The organism is Nocardiopsis sp. B62, assembly GCF_018070675.1.
GTDB lineage: Bacteria > Actinomycetota > Actinomycetes > Streptosporangiales > Streptosporangiaceae > Nocardiopsis > Nocardiopsis prasina.
Genome location: NZ_JAGPXK010000013.1, coordinates 22344 through 36953 on the forward strand (window position 1 = coordinate 22344; position 14610 = coordinate 36953).

Annotated in this window: 11 protein-coding genes; 9 read left to right on the plus strand and 2 right to left on the minus strand. The window is 70.9% G+C overall.

Translation table 11 applies throughout. The features are described 5' to 3' along the window. Nucleotides 1–36 precede the first annotated feature (36 nt). From cpaB to KBX21_RS15635, 7 genes are all read left to right on the plus strand, one after another. On the plus strand, nucleotides 37–816 hold the full coding sequence (cpaB, locus tag KBX21_RS15605) for a Flp pilus assembly protein CpaB (protein WP_210842341.1): 780 nt from the start codon (nucleotides 37–39) through the stop codon (nucleotides 814–816). A 6-nt stretch (nucleotides 817–822) separates the two neighbouring features. Next, nucleotides 823–2226, plus strand: coding sequence for an AAA family ATPase (locus KBX21_RS15610; protein ID WP_210842342.1), 1404 nt, complete (start codon nucleotides 823–825; stop codon nucleotides 2224–2226). Between the two features lie 58 nt (nucleotides 2227–2284). Then, the gene (locus tag KBX21_RS15615) at nucleotides 2285–2662 is read left to right on the plus strand and encodes a pilus assembly protein TadE (protein ID WP_049574627.1); all 378 of its coding nucleotides are present in this window, start codon (nucleotides 2285–2287) and stop codon (nucleotides 2660–2662) included. Nucleotides 2663–2784: 122 nt separating this feature from the next. Then, on the plus strand, nucleotides 2785–3150 hold the full coding sequence (locus KBX21_RS15620) for a TadE/TadG family type IV pilus assembly protein (RefSeq protein ID WP_049574624.1): 366 nt from the start codon (nucleotides 2785–2787) through the stop codon (nucleotides 3148–3150). A gap of 53 nt (nucleotides 3151–3203) precedes the next feature. Continuing rightward, nucleotides 3204–4529, plus strand: a complete 1326-nt coding sequence (locus tag KBX21_RS15625; protein ID WP_049574506.1) for a CpaF family protein — start codon at nucleotides 3204–3206, stop codon at nucleotides 4527–4529. 82 nt (nucleotides 4530–4611) lie between these two features. Further along, nucleotides 4612–5544 (plus strand): type II secretion system F family protein, encoded by a 933-nt coding sequence (locus tag KBX21_RS15630; RefSeq protein WP_049574503.1) that lies wholly within the window; start codon nucleotides 4612–4614, stop codon nucleotides 5542–5544. 57 nt (nucleotides 5545–5601) lie between these two features. Beyond that, nucleotides 5602–6513 (plus strand): type II secretion system F family protein, encoded by a 912-nt coding sequence (locus KBX21_RS15635; RefSeq protein WP_210842343.1) that lies wholly within the window; start codon nucleotides 5602–5604, stop codon nucleotides 6511–6513. Nucleotides 6514–6588: 75 nt separating this feature from the next. Here the strand turns inward: KBX21_RS15635 and KBX21_RS15640 are convergent, their stop codons facing one another. Next, complete coding sequence (locus KBX21_RS15640; protein ID WP_210842344.1) at nucleotides 6589–7557, minus strand: nitroreductase/quinone reductase family protein; 969 nt, start codon at nucleotides 7555–7557, stop codon at nucleotides 6589–6591. Nucleotides 7558–8125: 568 nt separating this feature from the next. Here KBX21_RS15640 and KBX21_RS15645 point away from each other — a divergent pair. Further along, nucleotides 8126–9382: a DUF418 domain-containing protein gene (locus KBX21_RS15645; RefSeq protein WP_247665815.1), complete on the plus strand. Its 1257-nt coding sequence runs from the start codon at nucleotides 8126–8128 to the stop codon at nucleotides 9380–9382. A gap of 9 nt (nucleotides 9383–9391) precedes the next feature. On the opposite strand, the gene KBX21_RS15650 is transcribed toward KBX21_RS15645, so the two are convergent. Next, entirely contained in the window at nucleotides 9392–11653 is a 2262-nt protein-coding gene (locus KBX21_RS15650; RefSeq protein WP_210842345.1) for a protein kinase, read from the minus strand. Between the two features lie 528 nt (nucleotides 11654–12181). Between KBX21_RS15650 and KBX21_RS15655 the strand changes: the two genes are divergently transcribed. Next, nucleotides 12182–13627, plus strand: coding sequence for an MATE family efflux transporter (locus tag KBX21_RS15655; protein WP_247665816.1), 1446 nt, complete (start codon nucleotides 12182–12184; stop codon nucleotides 13625–13627). Nucleotides 13628–14610 lie beyond the last annotated feature (983 nt).

Below are 14610 nucleotides of genomic sequence, written 5' to 3' on the forward strand. Positions count from 1 at the left end.
CGGCCCCCGACGACACGGAAACGGATACCACCCCCTATGAACCCCCGTCAGCGACGCGGCGTCCTGCTCATGGTCGTGGCCGCTATCGGCGCCGTCGCCGTGTTCGCCTCCGTCTTCACCTACCTCAACAGCCAGCAGGACCAGGTGGGCAGGGTCGCCACCGTCCTGGAACTGGTCGAGGACGTCGACGCCAACCAACCGCTGGGACAGGACTCGTACACGACCGTCGAGGTGCCCGCCTCGTACTTCGACCCGGAGGTCTTCATCTCCGACCTGGACGAGATCGAGACCCCTGAGGGCCAGGAGCTGGTGGCCGCGAGCCACCTGGCCGAGGGGTCGATCCTCCAACACGGCATGCTCAAGCCCCAGCCGACCCTGACCGCGGGTGAGCGGGAGATCGCGATCATGGTCAACGCCGAGACCGGGATCGCGGGCAAGGTCCAGCGCGGTTCGGTCGTGGACATCTACGGCACCTTCCAGGCGCGCGACCACGGCGAGGCCTGCGCCACCCGGATCGTCACCGAGGTGGAGGTCCTGGAGATCGGGGAGCTGCGCAGTCAGGAGTCCGAAGCCGGCGGAGTGGCGGGCGTCGTGCCGGTGACCTTCCGGCTCGACCCGCAGACCGCGCTCCAGCTCGCCTACGCCGAGGAGTTCGCCACCAAGCTCCGCATGGGCCTGGTGAGCGCGGCGGGCGGGGGCGACCCCGGTGACACCCAGGTGTGCAGCGGTGACTTCGAAGGTGTCTTCGAGAACTCGGGCGGCGGATCCGGTTCGGACGAACAGAGCGACGAGCGGCGCATGCCGCATGGGGGGTAAGTACCAGTGAACTTCCGAGTCCTGGCGGGGATGCCCACCTCCGAGACGGAGATGGTGATCGCGGCGCGCTTCGAGGAGCTGGCCGGGGCCGACCTCGTCTCGTCCCGCCTCACGAGCACGGATCTGATCAGCGGAGCGGGCGAGTACCCCGACCTGGACGTGGTCCTCATCCACCAGGAGCTGGGTCCGGCACCGGTCTTCGACACGATCCGGGACCTGTCCCACCGCCATCCGCAGTTGGCGATCCTGCTGGTCTCACCGTCGATGGACCCGGAGACCTTCACGGCGGCCATGGAGTCGGGCGCCCGGGGCGTGCTCCCCGCCGACTCCGGGGCCACCGAGCTGGAGACCCGGGTGGCCAGGGCCGCTGAGTGGTCGCGAACCCTGCGACGCCACCTGGAGTCGGCGTCGCTTGACCTGCCCACCTCGGGGGTGCGCGGTCGGATCGTGACACTCAGCGGAGCCAAGGGCGGAGTGGGCACCACCACCTGCACGGTGCACCTGGCGATGGCGGCGGCCCGCCGGGACCGGCTGGTGTGCCTGGTCGACCTGGACCTCCAGGCCGGTGACCTGCCCGCCTTCCTCAACCTCCAGCACCGCAGGTCCATCACGGACCTGGTGGACGCCGCCGACGACATCAGTCCCGGCATGCTCGCCGAGACCCTCTACGTGGACCCGCGCGGCCCCCACGTGCTCCTGGCGCCCCAGCACGGCGAGCGCGGAGAGGACGTCACCGCACGGGCCACCCGCCGCGTCCTGAGCGCCCTGCGCTCCCGCTACGAACTGGTGATCGTCGACTGCGGCTCCACCATGAACGAGGCGACCGCGATGGCGGTGGAGGTGGCCGACAGCTCCGTGGTGACGGTGACCCCGGACGTGCCCGCGCTGCGGGGCGCCCAGCGGCTGATGGCGATGTGGGAACGCCTCCAGATCCGCTCGCACGAGGATGTCCACTCGCTGGTCACCCGGCACAGCCGCAAGAACGAGATCCAGCCGGAGTTCCTCCAGCAGCTGCTGGGTACCAAGGTGCTGCGCACGCCCGTCCCCGCCGCCTACCGGGCGCTGGAGCCCGGGGAGAACAGCGGTGACCCCACACGGGTGACCGACGAGGGACTGCGCAAGGCCTTCGCCCGGCTCGCGTCGGAACTGGACCTGCTCGTGCCGCCCACCGCCGTCGCGGGCGGCACCGGGTTGGGCGGCCACACCACGCCCTCGGCCGAACTCCCGCAGGGGCTGGCCGGGCGGGCCTCCCGGCCCCAACCGTCGTCGGGTCCGACCACCAGGGACGTGTCCGGCTTCCTCAACGCCATGGGCCCCGATCCGACCACCACCGGGAACCAGAGCCGGCCGACCGGCCCCTCCCCCTGGGGGCAGGGCACCCAACGGTCGGGGGGAGGAATCGGTGTCTGAGGAGCGCGGGGGACTCCGGAGACACCGGGGCCTCCGGGACGACCAAGGCGCGATCTTCGTGGAGTTCGCGGCCATGGTGCCGTTCATGATGCTGGCGCTGGCTCTGGTCTGGCAGGTGCTGCTGATCGGCGTCACCTCCATGTACGCCTCCCACGGAGCGGCCGAAGCGGCCCGGCAGGCCTCCGTCACCCCGGACGACATGGCGCGCATCGACGAGGAGGCGCGCAAGCGGGTGCGCGCGCCCTGGGACGGCGAGGACGTACTGACCACGGAGGTCGTCGAGCGGGACGGTGCCCGGTTCGCCCGGGTGAGCCTGGACATGCCGGTGTTTCTTCCAGGTGTGACGGCTCCGTGGCCGATCACCGGGGAGGCGAAGGTGGTCACCGAGGTTGCGCCGCGCGGGACCACGGATCCGGAGGGGGTGGAGGCACCCTGAACGGCGCACCCTCCTCCGAGCGAGTCCAGGCGTCCCGGCGACCCGGCAGCCGCACCGCCGCAAGCGGAACAGGGACACGCGGCTCCGGCACACGTCCCCCCGGGCATCGGCGGCTCCGACGCCTGCTGTTCGGCGGCCGTCCGCGCTCGGACCGGGGCGGACCCATCCTGGAGTTCGCCGCGATCCTGCCGGTCCTGCTGCTCACCGTGGTGGTGGCCATCGAGGTGTTCCTGGCCTTCGTGGCGATCGAACGCATCGAGTCGGCCGCCAGGGCGGGCGCCCGGGCCGCGGGAACCCAGCAGCTGTCCGGGGCCGAGGACGCCGCCCGTACCGCCCTGCCCGGCTGGTTGGACGACGCCACCATCACCAGCGGGGCCAACGACAGTGAAGGGTACTTCGTGGAGGTCTCGCACCCACTGCCGATCGTGTTCTCGTCAGTGGAGCTGAACCTGACTCTGACCCGACGGGTGGACATGCCGAACGTGTGAGGCGAGCCAACCGGAACACCAGGACGGCAGCGGCGAGGGAGGAGACGAGGGGCATGGGCCTGAAGGACCGTTTGGAGGAGGACCGCGGCGTCGAGGAGCGCGCGGACCGTGGCAGCGTGACGCACTGGCGTCGGCGCCTCCTCGAGGAGATCAACCTGGAGGACCTGACCCAGCTGACGCTGGCACAGCGCCGTGTCCGCCTGGAGCGAGTCGTGGGGCACCTCCTGTCCCGTGAGGGCCCGGTGCTCTCGGACCGCGAACGGTCGGTGCTGATCCGCCGGGTGGTGGACGAGGCCCTGGGGCTGGGTGTGCTGGAGCCGTTGCTGGCCGACGAGAGCATCACCGAGATCATGGTCAACGGCCCCGACAACGTGTTCGTGGAACGCGGCGGCCGTATGGAGCGCATCGACGCCGCCTTCAACGGCGAGGAGCAGCTGTACCAGACCATCGACCGGATCGTGTCGCTGGTCAACCGGCGCGTGGACGAGTCCTCACCGATGGTGGACGCCCGTCTGCCCAGTGGGGAGCGGGTCAACGTGATCATCCCGCCGCTGTCCCTGTCCGGGCCGGTCCTGACCATCCGGCGTTTCCCCAAGCCCTACCCCATCGAGGAACTCGTACGGATGGGCAGCCTGGACCAGGCGACCGGGGTGCTGCTGTCGGCGATGGTGCGCGCACGGTTCAACATCGTGGTGTCGGGCGGTACCGGTACCGGTAAGACGACCTTCCTGAACGCTCTGTCGGCCTTCGTACCGAGCCAGGAGCGGATCGTCACGATCGAGGACTCCGCCGAGCTCCAGCTGATGCAGGAGCACGTCGTGCGGCTGGAGTCACGGCCCGCCAACATCGAGGGGCGGGGCGAGATCGCCATCCGCGACCTCGTGCGCAACGCGCTGCGGATGCGTCCGGACCGCATCATCGTCGGCGAGGTCCGCGGCCCCGAGACCATCGACATGCTCCAGGCGATGAACACCGGCCACGACGGCTCACTGGTGACGGTGCACGCCAACTCGGCGGACGACGCCATCTACCGGTTGCAGACCCTGGCGACCCTCGGCGAGGGGAACATCCCCTACGACGCGATCCGCGACCAGATCAACAACGCCGTGGACGCGGTGGTGCACCTGGGCCGCTGGCCGGACGGGGCGCGGCGGATCAACGAGATCGCCGTGGTCTCCTCGCGCCGCCGCGAGGAGTTCCGTCTGGATCGGCTCATGGAGTTCGCGGCGTTGCCTGCCAATCCCGACCGCACCGTCGAGGGGCGGTACCGGCACCATCCCCTGCCCCGCCACGTGGCCGCTCGGATGTACCACGTGGGGGAGAGCATCCCGTCCGTGTTCGGGGTCGTGTCCGACGACCGCCCGCAGGGCAGCCAGTGAGGGCCCGAACAGCGTCCACGCGGACGCGACAGCGAAGTACGACACCGGGCCGCGCGGCGGTACCGGTCCGAAGGGAGTCCGCGTGAACTGGCAGGTTCCGGCGATCCTCGGCGGCCTCGCCCTGGTTCTGTTCCTGATGCTGTGGGCTCTGTGGGAGTTCGTGGCCAGCGCCGAGCAGCGGCGGCTGATCGCCGCCCGCAGCGCCCTGGACCAGGCGGAGTACGAGGCGTCCACCCCCCTGGCCAGGTTGGACGCACGTTTGCGGCGCACGCAGTGGGGTGCGCGGCTCGCTCGTCGCATGGCGCGCTCGGGCACGGACATTCGCCCGGCCACGTTCGTCGTGGCGCTCGTGTCCGGAACGCTGCTGACGGTCCTGGTGGTGTGGCATGTCCTCGCGCCGTTCTTCGGTCTGCTGGCCGCGGCGGGCGTGGCGTTCCTGTTCTTCTCCTACCTGCGCAGGGCCGAGGTCAAGCGCCGGGAGGAGTTCACCAACCAGCTGCCCGACCTGGCCCGTGTACTGGGCAACGCGACCTCCGCGGGGCTGGCGCTGCCGACGGCGGTGGCCATCGCCGCCGACGAACTGGACGGCCCGGCCGGAGAGGAACTCGGCCGGATGGCGGAGTCGATGAAGCTGGGTGCGAGCTTCGAGGAGGCCATCGCGGACCTGCGCCAGCGCATGCCCTCTCGGGAGCTGGGCGTGCTGTTGTCCACCCTGGTGGTGGCGTCCAGGTCCGGCGGTTCGCTCGTGACGGCCCTGCGCAACATCTCCGGCACGTTGGAGAGCCGCAAGGAGACCCGGCGTGAGGTGAGCACCATCCTCAGCGAGACGACCTCCACCGTGTGGGCGCTCGCGTTCATGTCGGTGGGCGCCCTGTTCATGGTCAACGGAATCGAGCCGGGGATCATGCGCACGATGACCAGCTCCGGGGCCGGGATCGCGGTGCTGCTGGTCGTGGCGGCGCTGTACGCCACCGGTTTCGCGCTGGTCGCCCGCATCACCAGGTTCAAGATGTAGCGCCCGACCGCACCACGTCCCGGTCCTCCGGGACCCCCGCCCCCTCGAAGGACACCCATGAACCTCCCGCTCCTGATACCCCTGGCGGCCGCGCTCGCCTCGGCCCTGGTCGTGCTCCTCGGTGTCTACGGCCTCCACCTGACCCAGTCGCAGACGCGGGTGACCGTGGACGACCCGGTCAACGCTCCGGTGACCACCAAGAGCGACGAGACCTTCTTCCTGCACCGCATCACCGAGCGAATCGGGCGCCCCTTCTCCAAGGCCCTGATGGCCTCGATGAGCGAGGCGTTGAAGGCCTCCGTCTCCTCCCGTATCGAGGCGGCTGGGCGCCCTGACGGTCTGACCACGGAACGGTACGTGCGTCGCAAGGTCGGAGAGGTGGCCGTCTACGGTTCCCTCGCCGTACTGGTGCTGGTGGCGGACTCCAGCCCGATGCTCGCCCTCCTGGCCTTGGCCTTCACGGGTCTGACCGACCTCAACCTGTACGTGCAGACCCAGGAGCGCGCCGACGAGGTGCAGACGCAGCTGCCCGACTTCCTGGACGTGCTCGCGGTGACGGTGAGCGCGGGCATGTCGTTCCGGGCCGCCGTCGCCCGGGTGGCGGTGTCGATGCCGGGGGTGCTGGCGGACGAGTTCACGATCGCGCTGCGACAGATGGAGCTGGGCACGTCGCGCCGGGAGGCCTTCGAGACCCTGCGCCGCCGCAACCGCAACGAGTCACTCAGCAAGTTCGTCACCGCCATCCAACAGGCCGAGGAGCTCGGCGCCCCGCTGAGCGACACCCTGGTGGACATCAGCAAGGACATGCGCTTGGCCGACGCCCAGTACATGCGCCGCAAGGCCCAGCGCCTCAACCCGAGGGTGACGATGGTGACCGCCGCGACCCTGCTGCCCGGTCTGCTGATCCTCATCGTCGGTTCCATGTTCCTGGGCACCGAGATCAACCTCGGCACTCTGTTCGGGGGGTAGGGCACCCGGCGCCGGTGCGGGAGTGCGTGGGGCCCGGGGACCGGCTGGCGGTTCCCGGGCCCCACGGCACGGGCGTTACTCGGGCGGGAAGGGGATCGCGGACAGCGTCGGGATGAGGGCTTTCTCCTCGAAGTCCAGGTGGGCCTCGAGTTCCTCGGTCAGCCGGTCCAGTTCGGCCATGAACCGCACGGGATCGGCGGTGCGCACGTCGGCGAGCAGCCCCTCCAACTCACCCCGGACGCGGTCGACCACACGGTGCTCCTCCACCAGGCGCTCGACGGGTTCCCGCAGGTGCGGGAAGCCCTCGGCCAGGCGGGGGAACATGGCGTCCTCACTGGTGTGGTGGAAGTGCAGGGACTCGCAGAAGGCCAGGCAGTGCTGACGGATCTGGAGGTTGAGCCCGACCGGCGGCGCGGTCGTCGCCGCGTCGCGCTCGGCGAGGTAGCGCTCGGCGTCCCCGCGCACGTTGGCGAGCTGGCCGCGCAGCCACGCGTGGATCTGGAACAGCTTGTCGGCGAGGTTGCGCACCTCACCGGAGCCGAACCCCGGTGAGGGCTGGAGTTCCACCACCGGGAGTCGACGCTCCACCTGGTCCTGGTAGTCGCCGTAGCCCGGGTGGCGGCGGACGATCTCCTCGAACACCAGGTCGCGTTCCCCGCCCGCCAGCGGAACCGCGACGCACTCCCGGGAGTCCTCTCCCGGTAGTTCCACGGTCACCATGGGGCGGGAGAGCAGGTTGCGGTACCAGTCGGGGTCCTTCGGGGAGCCCCCGGCGGAACCCACCACGTAGACGCGGTCGTCGATCCGCGCGAAGCCGAGCGGGTTGGTGTGTTCCCGGCCCGAGCGCGCACCGGTGGTGGTGAGCAGCAGCAGGTCGCCTCCGGCGAACGGACCGCTCACGTGGCCGCCGTTGGCTCGGAACTCCGCCACCACCGGCGCGTTCCAGGGGCTCACTCCCGGCTCGGGGCGCTCGTGGGGGCCGACGGGCGGCTGGCCCGCCTCGGTGTGGTCCTCGGTCGTCTGCTGGTTGTCGTTCTGCGTCAAGAAACGGTCCTCTCACTGAAGGTCGTGGAGGCGGACGTCCCCGGGGGCGCGGTCGTCGCGCTCGCCTTCCGGGCGAGGCCGTACGGGTCGGGAGCAGGGCACGGCGGCGGTCGGGGCGGAGGGGTTCGGGGAGTCCGCCGGAGTGTGGGTGCCAGGAGCACCTGCCGACGGATGGGCGGCCGGGGCGCGGGGCCGGGGTGGCGGGTCGGACTCCCCAGGGCCCGGTCTCTCACCAGGGCCGAGGGGGCACGGTCTCGACGGCCGCGTCACACCGGCGCCGCGAACGGCTCAGCCGCTCAGGTTCGGTACGCGAAGTGTGTGCTCACGATTGGCTCCCCGAACAGGTCATGGCGCCTCCATGCACTCCGGCCGGCCCACTGCTCTTTGGCCGGGAACACGCGACGCCCCACCATCATAGGCACTCGTTCGGGTGGGGACGGACCCACCCGAAGTCTCTGGAAGGCCCCATGGGAACGGTCCGCGCGGCTCCGTAGCTTCGTCGGGAGGCCCCTGAACCGGTACCGCACATGCGTCCTCCCTGCCTGACAGCGCCGACAAGAGAGTCCCCATGAGTCAGTCCAGCCGACATCCCTCGACCGGGGCCCCACCCGTGCCCGGTCCGGGGCGATCCCTCGCACCCGACCTCGCGCGCGGCTTCATGCTGCTGTTCATCGCGCTCGTCAACGCCCAGTTCTTCCTGACCCACTCCGAGACCGTCCGCACCCTCACCGACCAGGTGCTGTTGTTCGTCCAGAGCACGTTGGTGAACGGGCGGGCGATCCCGCTGTTCTCCCTGCTCTTCGGCTACGGCACCGTGTGGATCATGCGGCGGGTCGTGGACGCGGGCGGCGGCTGGGTGCACGCCCGCGTGGTGCTGCGCCGTCGCGGACTGTGGATGCTGGTGATCGGTCTGCTGCACGGGGTCCTGCTGCTGCCGGTGGACATCGTCGGGGCGTACGGGCTCGGCCTGCTCCTCTTCGTGGGGTTCCTGCGCGCACGCGACTCCGTCCTGCTGTGGTCCGCGGGCACCGTCGCACTGGCGTCGGCCGTGCTGAACACGGTGCTCAGCCTGGGTGACGCGTTCGGCACCTCCCCCGGGGACGCGGGGCCCGCCTCGGCTGTGCCGTCACTGGTGGAGTCGGGCTTCCTCGCGGCCAGTTCCGAGCGTTTCGCGGAGTGGACCCTGTACACGCCGGTGACCCTGTTTCTCGTGGTGCTGCCGCCGTTGCTGGTGGGGATGTGGGCCGGTCGCCGAAGCATCCTGGAACACCCTCGGGAACACCTTCCCCTGTTGGCGCGTACCGCCGTCGTGGGCCTGGGCGTCGCGGTGGTCGCCGGGCTGCCGGACGCCCTGGTGACCGCCCGGTTCCTGCCGGAACCGGAGCCGGTCGTGCTGGTGTCCCTGTGGATCGTGCACGACCTCGCGGGCTGGGCGGGCGGGCCCGGCTGGGCCGCGCTGATCACCCTGGTCGCCCTGTGGCTGACCGACCGGGCCGCGCGTCCCGGTGGCACCGGCTCCCCCGGGACGGTCGCCACCGCGATCGCCGCCGTGGGAGAGCGCTCCCTCAGCTGCTACCTCGTACAGGCGGTGGTGTTCACCGCGGTGTTCGCCCCGTACGGTCTGGGACTGGGCACCAGCGCGAGCGCCTCGAGCGCGGCTCTGGTCGCCGTCCTCACCTGGGGACTGACCGTGCTGCTCGCCGACCTCTCCCGCCGCCTCGGGCTGCGTGGACCGGCCGAGGTGTTACTGCGCCGACTCACCTACGCCCGCACCCGCCTGCCGGGGGCGCGGGGGAAGGGCACTGACGCCCGGTCCGCTCCGTGACCTCGGAGGTCAGACACCGTCCTGTTCACGGGGTTCGTCCACCGGGCAGCGCATCATGTCGTTCTCGCCGGGCTCGGTGCTCGGCAGCGCGAACTGGCCCGCACCCAGTCGGTCCCCGTCGCGCCACACCTCCGTGCCGTCCACGTCGTAGCAGTGCCCGCTGAGGTCGTGGACGAGCGCACCCGAGTACTCGGAGGGGCGGTAGGCGATCCCCGCCCGCTCCGGAGCTCCCGGGATCAGCACGGTGACCTCGGCTGACGGGTCCTGCGGACTCAGTTCCGCGAGCGTGGTCATCGGCTGTCCCAGCTCACTGCCGGTCCCGCCCCGGACGGTCTCCTTGTCGATCCCCCCGTTCCGCTCGGGGTCGAGGGGTGTCAGGGTGAGGAAGTCCTCCTCGTACACGCGATGGCTGCCGACCGTGGGATGGAAGGTGAGTTCCGCGGTGAACTCGACCCCCTCGCCCGTGTCGCGCGCGGCGGTCATGCAGACGGTGAGCACCGGGAAGCCGTCCAGTTGCGGCGTGACCAGGCCGAAGTCCGCGGTGTCGTGGTCGAGCGGGGAGACGAACGGCCAGACGTCGGGACTGGTGTTCGGCTCGCCCTCGGGCCCCGGGACGAGGAGCGGGGCGTAGGCGTCCGGGGAAACGGTCTCCGTGCTGAAGGGCCGCCAGGGAGCGTGGGCCTGCTGGGCACTCATCCGCTCGGTGTCATCGCAGTCCAGGGTTGAGGGACCGCTCTCCTCTTCGGGTTCGTCCTCGGGCTCGGGCTCGACCCGTTCCTCGGCGGCGCCCTCCGAGACGACGGTGTCGGCGGGCGACTCGCCCAGGGTGTCGAACAGCAGATAGCCGCCGCCGAGCACCGCGACCATCCCGACGGCGCCCGCCGCCAGCCAGATACCGACCCTGCCCCGGGAGACGGTGTCGGCGTCTCCGTCGAGGTCGATCCCGTCGGCCTCCGCACCTGAAGGACCGTGGCCCCCGGCCCCGGAGGGCCCGAACAGGTACTCCGCTCCCCCGTGTCCGGCCGTGCCCACGCTGCGTGCGCCGGGCACGGCCCCGTGCTCGCCGCTCACCGGGACGCGAGGGGTGTGCCCGTACGCCTCGGCCGCCGCCTCCGGCCCCCACTCCTCTTCGTCGGCGCCCGCGTCGGCCCCGCTGGAGGCGTCGGACCCGCCGGTCCCGGGATCAGCGGAGGGCGCTTCAGGGCCGGGCGTGACGACCGCCCCACCGGCCACCGCGCCACCGGTCCCACCGGGTGCCGGTCCGGTCGTGGCCGTCCGCCGATCCTCCTGGCTCAGGGAACGTGCGGCCTGGTTCCAACGCTCCGGATCGTGCCAGCTCAGGTCCGGTCGCGGCCAGTGCTGGGCGATGAGTGCGCGCAGCTGGTCGGGCCAGGTGTCGGCGGTCGACTGTTCGTCGATGCCGAGCATGAGCAGGCACTCGAGGTAGGCGTCCTCGGCCGAGGGCCGCAGCTCCGGGTCAGGGGAGAAGGCGCGCATCAGCAGGGGCCGCAGGTCCTCCGGGAGCAGTCTCAGGTCAACTCGCGCCTCGCGTGTGCGGCGGGCCATCTCCCACAGGATCTGCCCGGGCACCCGCCCGGGGTTGTGCCCGGCAGGTGACGCCCCGAACGGCGGTTCTCCGGTGGCGGCGAACACCACGAGGCAGGCCCAGCCGTGTACGTCGGACCCCTGTGTGGCGGCCGAACCCTCGTAGCGTTCGGGAGCCAACCAGCCCAGGCTCGTCCCACTCTGCACCGACGCCGTGTCGTCGATTCGGCGGGCGATCCCGAAGTCAAGCACGCGGGGCCCGCTCTCCGCGGCCACCACGCTCTCCGGCCGCACGTCGCCGTGCAGAGTGCCTGAGGCGTGGGTGCTGGCGAGTGCCTCGGCCATCCCGGCGGCGAGCACCAGCAGGGCGTCGCCGCCCACAGGTCCGTGCGAACGCACGTGCTCGCGCAGGTCAGCGCCGGGGAGGTAGTCGATCGCGGACCAGGGTCGGCCCTCGTGGGTCCCGAGCTCGCGGACGCCCACCGCGCACACTCCGGCGGTGTGGTCGACCGGTGCGACCTCCCCACCGGAGACGGCCGAGGGTGCCCATTCGGCACCCGCCATCCGGAGGACAGTCGGTTCGTGGTCGGGGGCGACGGCGGCGAACAGGGTGCTCACACCGTCGGCGCCCAGACGCCCGATGAGTCGGTAGCGGCCCACCTGGAGCGGGTCGCCGTCGGTCAGGGGGGTGACTTTCGGCGGCAGAGCGGGGAGGGAGAAGTCCATTGGGGGCAGCTTTCCACACATCAGGGACGGTTGTGGTGGGCTGTGCCGGGATAGCACATTCGATCCCGTTGTTCTGCGAATCTACCTAATTTGTGAGGGATCCGATGCGGCGATCCCCCTTTTCCGCGTGTGCGCGGGACCCATTCGCGACGAGCGCCCAGCCGCCCGCGAGGGCATGTCGACACCCCCGCACGGGAGGCGGTAACGCCTGTTCACCAAGGATCGCGGGGGTGGTCACGCCGACCCGGCCACTGCCCGATGGGCCGCCCTCCTGGGCTCCGTCCGTGGACACGGTGGGTGAGGACGTTATGGGATGGAGAGGAAATCGGTGCAATCCGGCGCCAACCGAACTGCGGAACCCGATGGAGGCGACCTCACCGCGACAGCGGTGACCGTGGCCGGGAAGACCCGGTCGACCCGACAGCGGACCAGCCACGGCACAGACTCCAGCCTGAAAGCGCCATAAACCGCCCGTGGTCGCACTGATAGTTTCTCCGCGACCACCGACTTCCCCCACCCGAGAAGACCATGGTTGACGACACCCCCCAGAACAGGGCGGCTCACCGCGCGGACCGCTCCCCCGAACCCGGTGACCCGATCCCGCCCGAGGTCGGACCCACGGAGGAAGTGACCGCACCGAAAGAGGCCGCACCGGAACCCCGCCCCTCCTTCGCCCGACTCGTGGGCGGGATCGCGGGAAAGGCCCTCCCGCTCTACCTCTCCATGGTCGCCACCGTCATCGGAACCCTGGTCACCGCCGGAGTCCTGGGCCACACCGGCACCGCCGTCCTGGCCGCCTACGCCATGACCGTCGCCCTGTACAACCCCGCCTCGATGGTGGTCCAGGGCGCGCTGCGCGGGTCCATGCCGTTCGTCGCACAGAACGCCGAGGACCCCGACGCCCTCGCCCCCACCCTTCGCGACTCCCTCTGGTTGGCACTGTGTATGGGCCTGCTCGGCGGCGTGGTGGTGGCGTCGGTCCCAACGGTCGCCCGGCTGATCGGGGTACCCGCCGAGACGGTGGCTGCGCTCGGCCCCTTCCCCTACCTGATGGCGCTCGCGCTCCTCGCCAACTCCTTCCAGTCCAGCGCGACCGTACTGCTGATCGGGCTGGGCAGGTCGAAGCAGGCGATGACCGTGGGCCTGGTGGGCACGGCGATGTCAGTGGTCCTGATCCCCACGCTGGTCCTGGTGCTCGGCCTGGACATCGCCGGCGCGGGCGTCGCGATGCTGCTGACCTCCCTGACTGTCGCGACCGTCGCCCAGGTCCTGCTGCGGCGCGGCACGGTCCTGGCCATCCGACCGCGAGGTCCGGGCGCACCGGACTGGTCGGGGGTCTGGCACATCGCGCGGGTCGGGCTCCCCATGGGCACGACGATGCTGATCAAGTTCGGTGTACTCGGCCTGCTCGCGATGGCGGTGGCTCGGATCGGCGCCACGGAGGCCGCGGCCCACCAGGTGATGGTGACCCTGGTGACCTTCGTGTTCCTTCCCGCGACCGCGGCGGGCCAGGCCTGCGTCCCCTTCATGGCCCGCGCGGCCAGGGAGGGCGAGGTCTCGGGGGACGGATTCGGTGAGGTCCGCAGGGCGCTGACCGCGGGGCTGACGCTGGCTCTGCCGGTGATCGCGCTGAGCATGCTCCTGATCCGGGTCGCGGCGACCCCGGTCATCGGGGTCTTCACCCCCGATCCGGCGGTGGCAGCGCTGGTGTCCGCGTTGATCCCGGTGGTCCTCGTGGTCGTCCTCGCCGACGGACTGCAGGCGATGCCGGGGATGGGGCTGCTCGCCCTCAAGCGCACCGCGCCGACCCTGTACACCTTCGCCGTGTGTTTCGGGCTGTTGGCCCTGGCAGCCTTCCCCGTCGCCTCCGCGGGTGGGCTGTCCTGGCTCTGGTGGGCCTACGCGCTCGCCAACCTCGGGCTGGTCCTCGGCCAGGGCGGTGGCTTTCTCCGACTGACCCGGGCCCGGGCCTGACCGAGGCCCGACTCCTGTCGGGCCCGGGCCCGGTACCCACCCCCAGCACGCGACTCCGACGGTTCGGGAACGCCCACTTCATGCGTGACCCGCATAGAAGTCATGCTTCGTACCGGTCATTCCCTCCTTCGCCATCACACCCACTCGGCGGCACGTCCACCACCAACGACCTCGACGGGGGCACCCCACGCCCCCCCTGCAGACCTCTGCTTTCCCACGCGTGAGGCCGCTTCGATTCCGGGGGACGTCCATTCGAATTTCACTGGGTAAAGCACCCGGTAAAGCACGCCGCCATTTCTCCGAAAACCGACTCGCGAACGCGACCTCGCTCATCCGCACCGAACCGCCGCGGACCCGAGCTCCGCGAATCGGCGACGGCCCCTCGACCCGGTGTCTCCGAACCCGGCACCATACGGCGACCGGGCCCTCCCGGGCTTCCCACCCGCGTCGTCACCCTCCAGCGACTCACCACGAGGGGAAACCGGACAGTTACCCCAAGGAACGAGACAACAGTCGATGCCTCCCTCGAGGTCGAAGAAGCCCTGCGAAGCCACCCCAGCGGCCGCCGGGAGCCCCCGAGGGCACACCCCCGACCCCTGCCCGCCAAGGAGCGTGTCGCCACGCCACAGCACCCACTGGGTGCCACGAGAGCACCACCGGCCGGGCCCCTCCCCTCCGAAACCTGTGCTCCGAGGGTGTCCGGTTTCCGCCAAGCGATGACTTTAGGCACCAAACCACCTACAAAAGACGGCGCGGAGCCCCCGCTCCGACCAATCCGGGCGACGCCATGACCGCCCCGAGTGCGCCACTCGGCCACATCGGAGAATCAGTTTGAGGAATTGCCACGGAACGGCTGCGAAGCACCCTCCGCCTCAGGCATACTCGGACCGTCGGTCGCCCGGTCGGCGCTGGCTTCGAGCCCGAAGCCAGCGCGTGTCCTGGCGTCGGCGTCATGCACTCAGCGTTCCGTGCGTTCGCCCGTT

What these genes read in the sequence shown, in the direction of transcription:
- KBX21_RS15655 (WP_247665816.1), top strand. Translation starts at nt 12,182, where the DNA reads ATGGTTGACGACACCCCCCAGAACAGGGCGGCTCACCGCGCGGACCGC.
- KBX21_RS15645 (WP_247665815.1), top strand. Translation starts at nt 8,126, where the DNA reads ATGAGTCAGTCCAGCCGACATCCCTCGACCGGGGCCCCACCCGTGCCC.
- KBX21_RS15625 (WP_049574506.1), top strand. Translation starts at nt 3,204, where the DNA reads ATGGGCCTGAAGGACCGTTTGGAGGAGGACCGCGGCGTCGAGGAGCGC.
- cpaB (WP_210842341.1), top strand. Translation starts at nt 37, where the DNA reads ATGAACCCCCGTCAGCGACGCGGCGTCCTGCTCATGGTCGTGGCCGCT.
- KBX21_RS15650 (WP_210842345.1), bottom strand. Translation starts at nt 11,653, where the DNA reads ATGGACTTCTCCCTCCCCGCTCTGCCGCCGAAAGTCACCCCCCTGACC.
- KBX21_RS15635 (WP_210842343.1), top strand. Translation starts at nt 5,602, where the DNA reads ATGAACCTCCCGCTCCTGATACCCCTGGCGGCCGCGCTCGCCTCGGCC.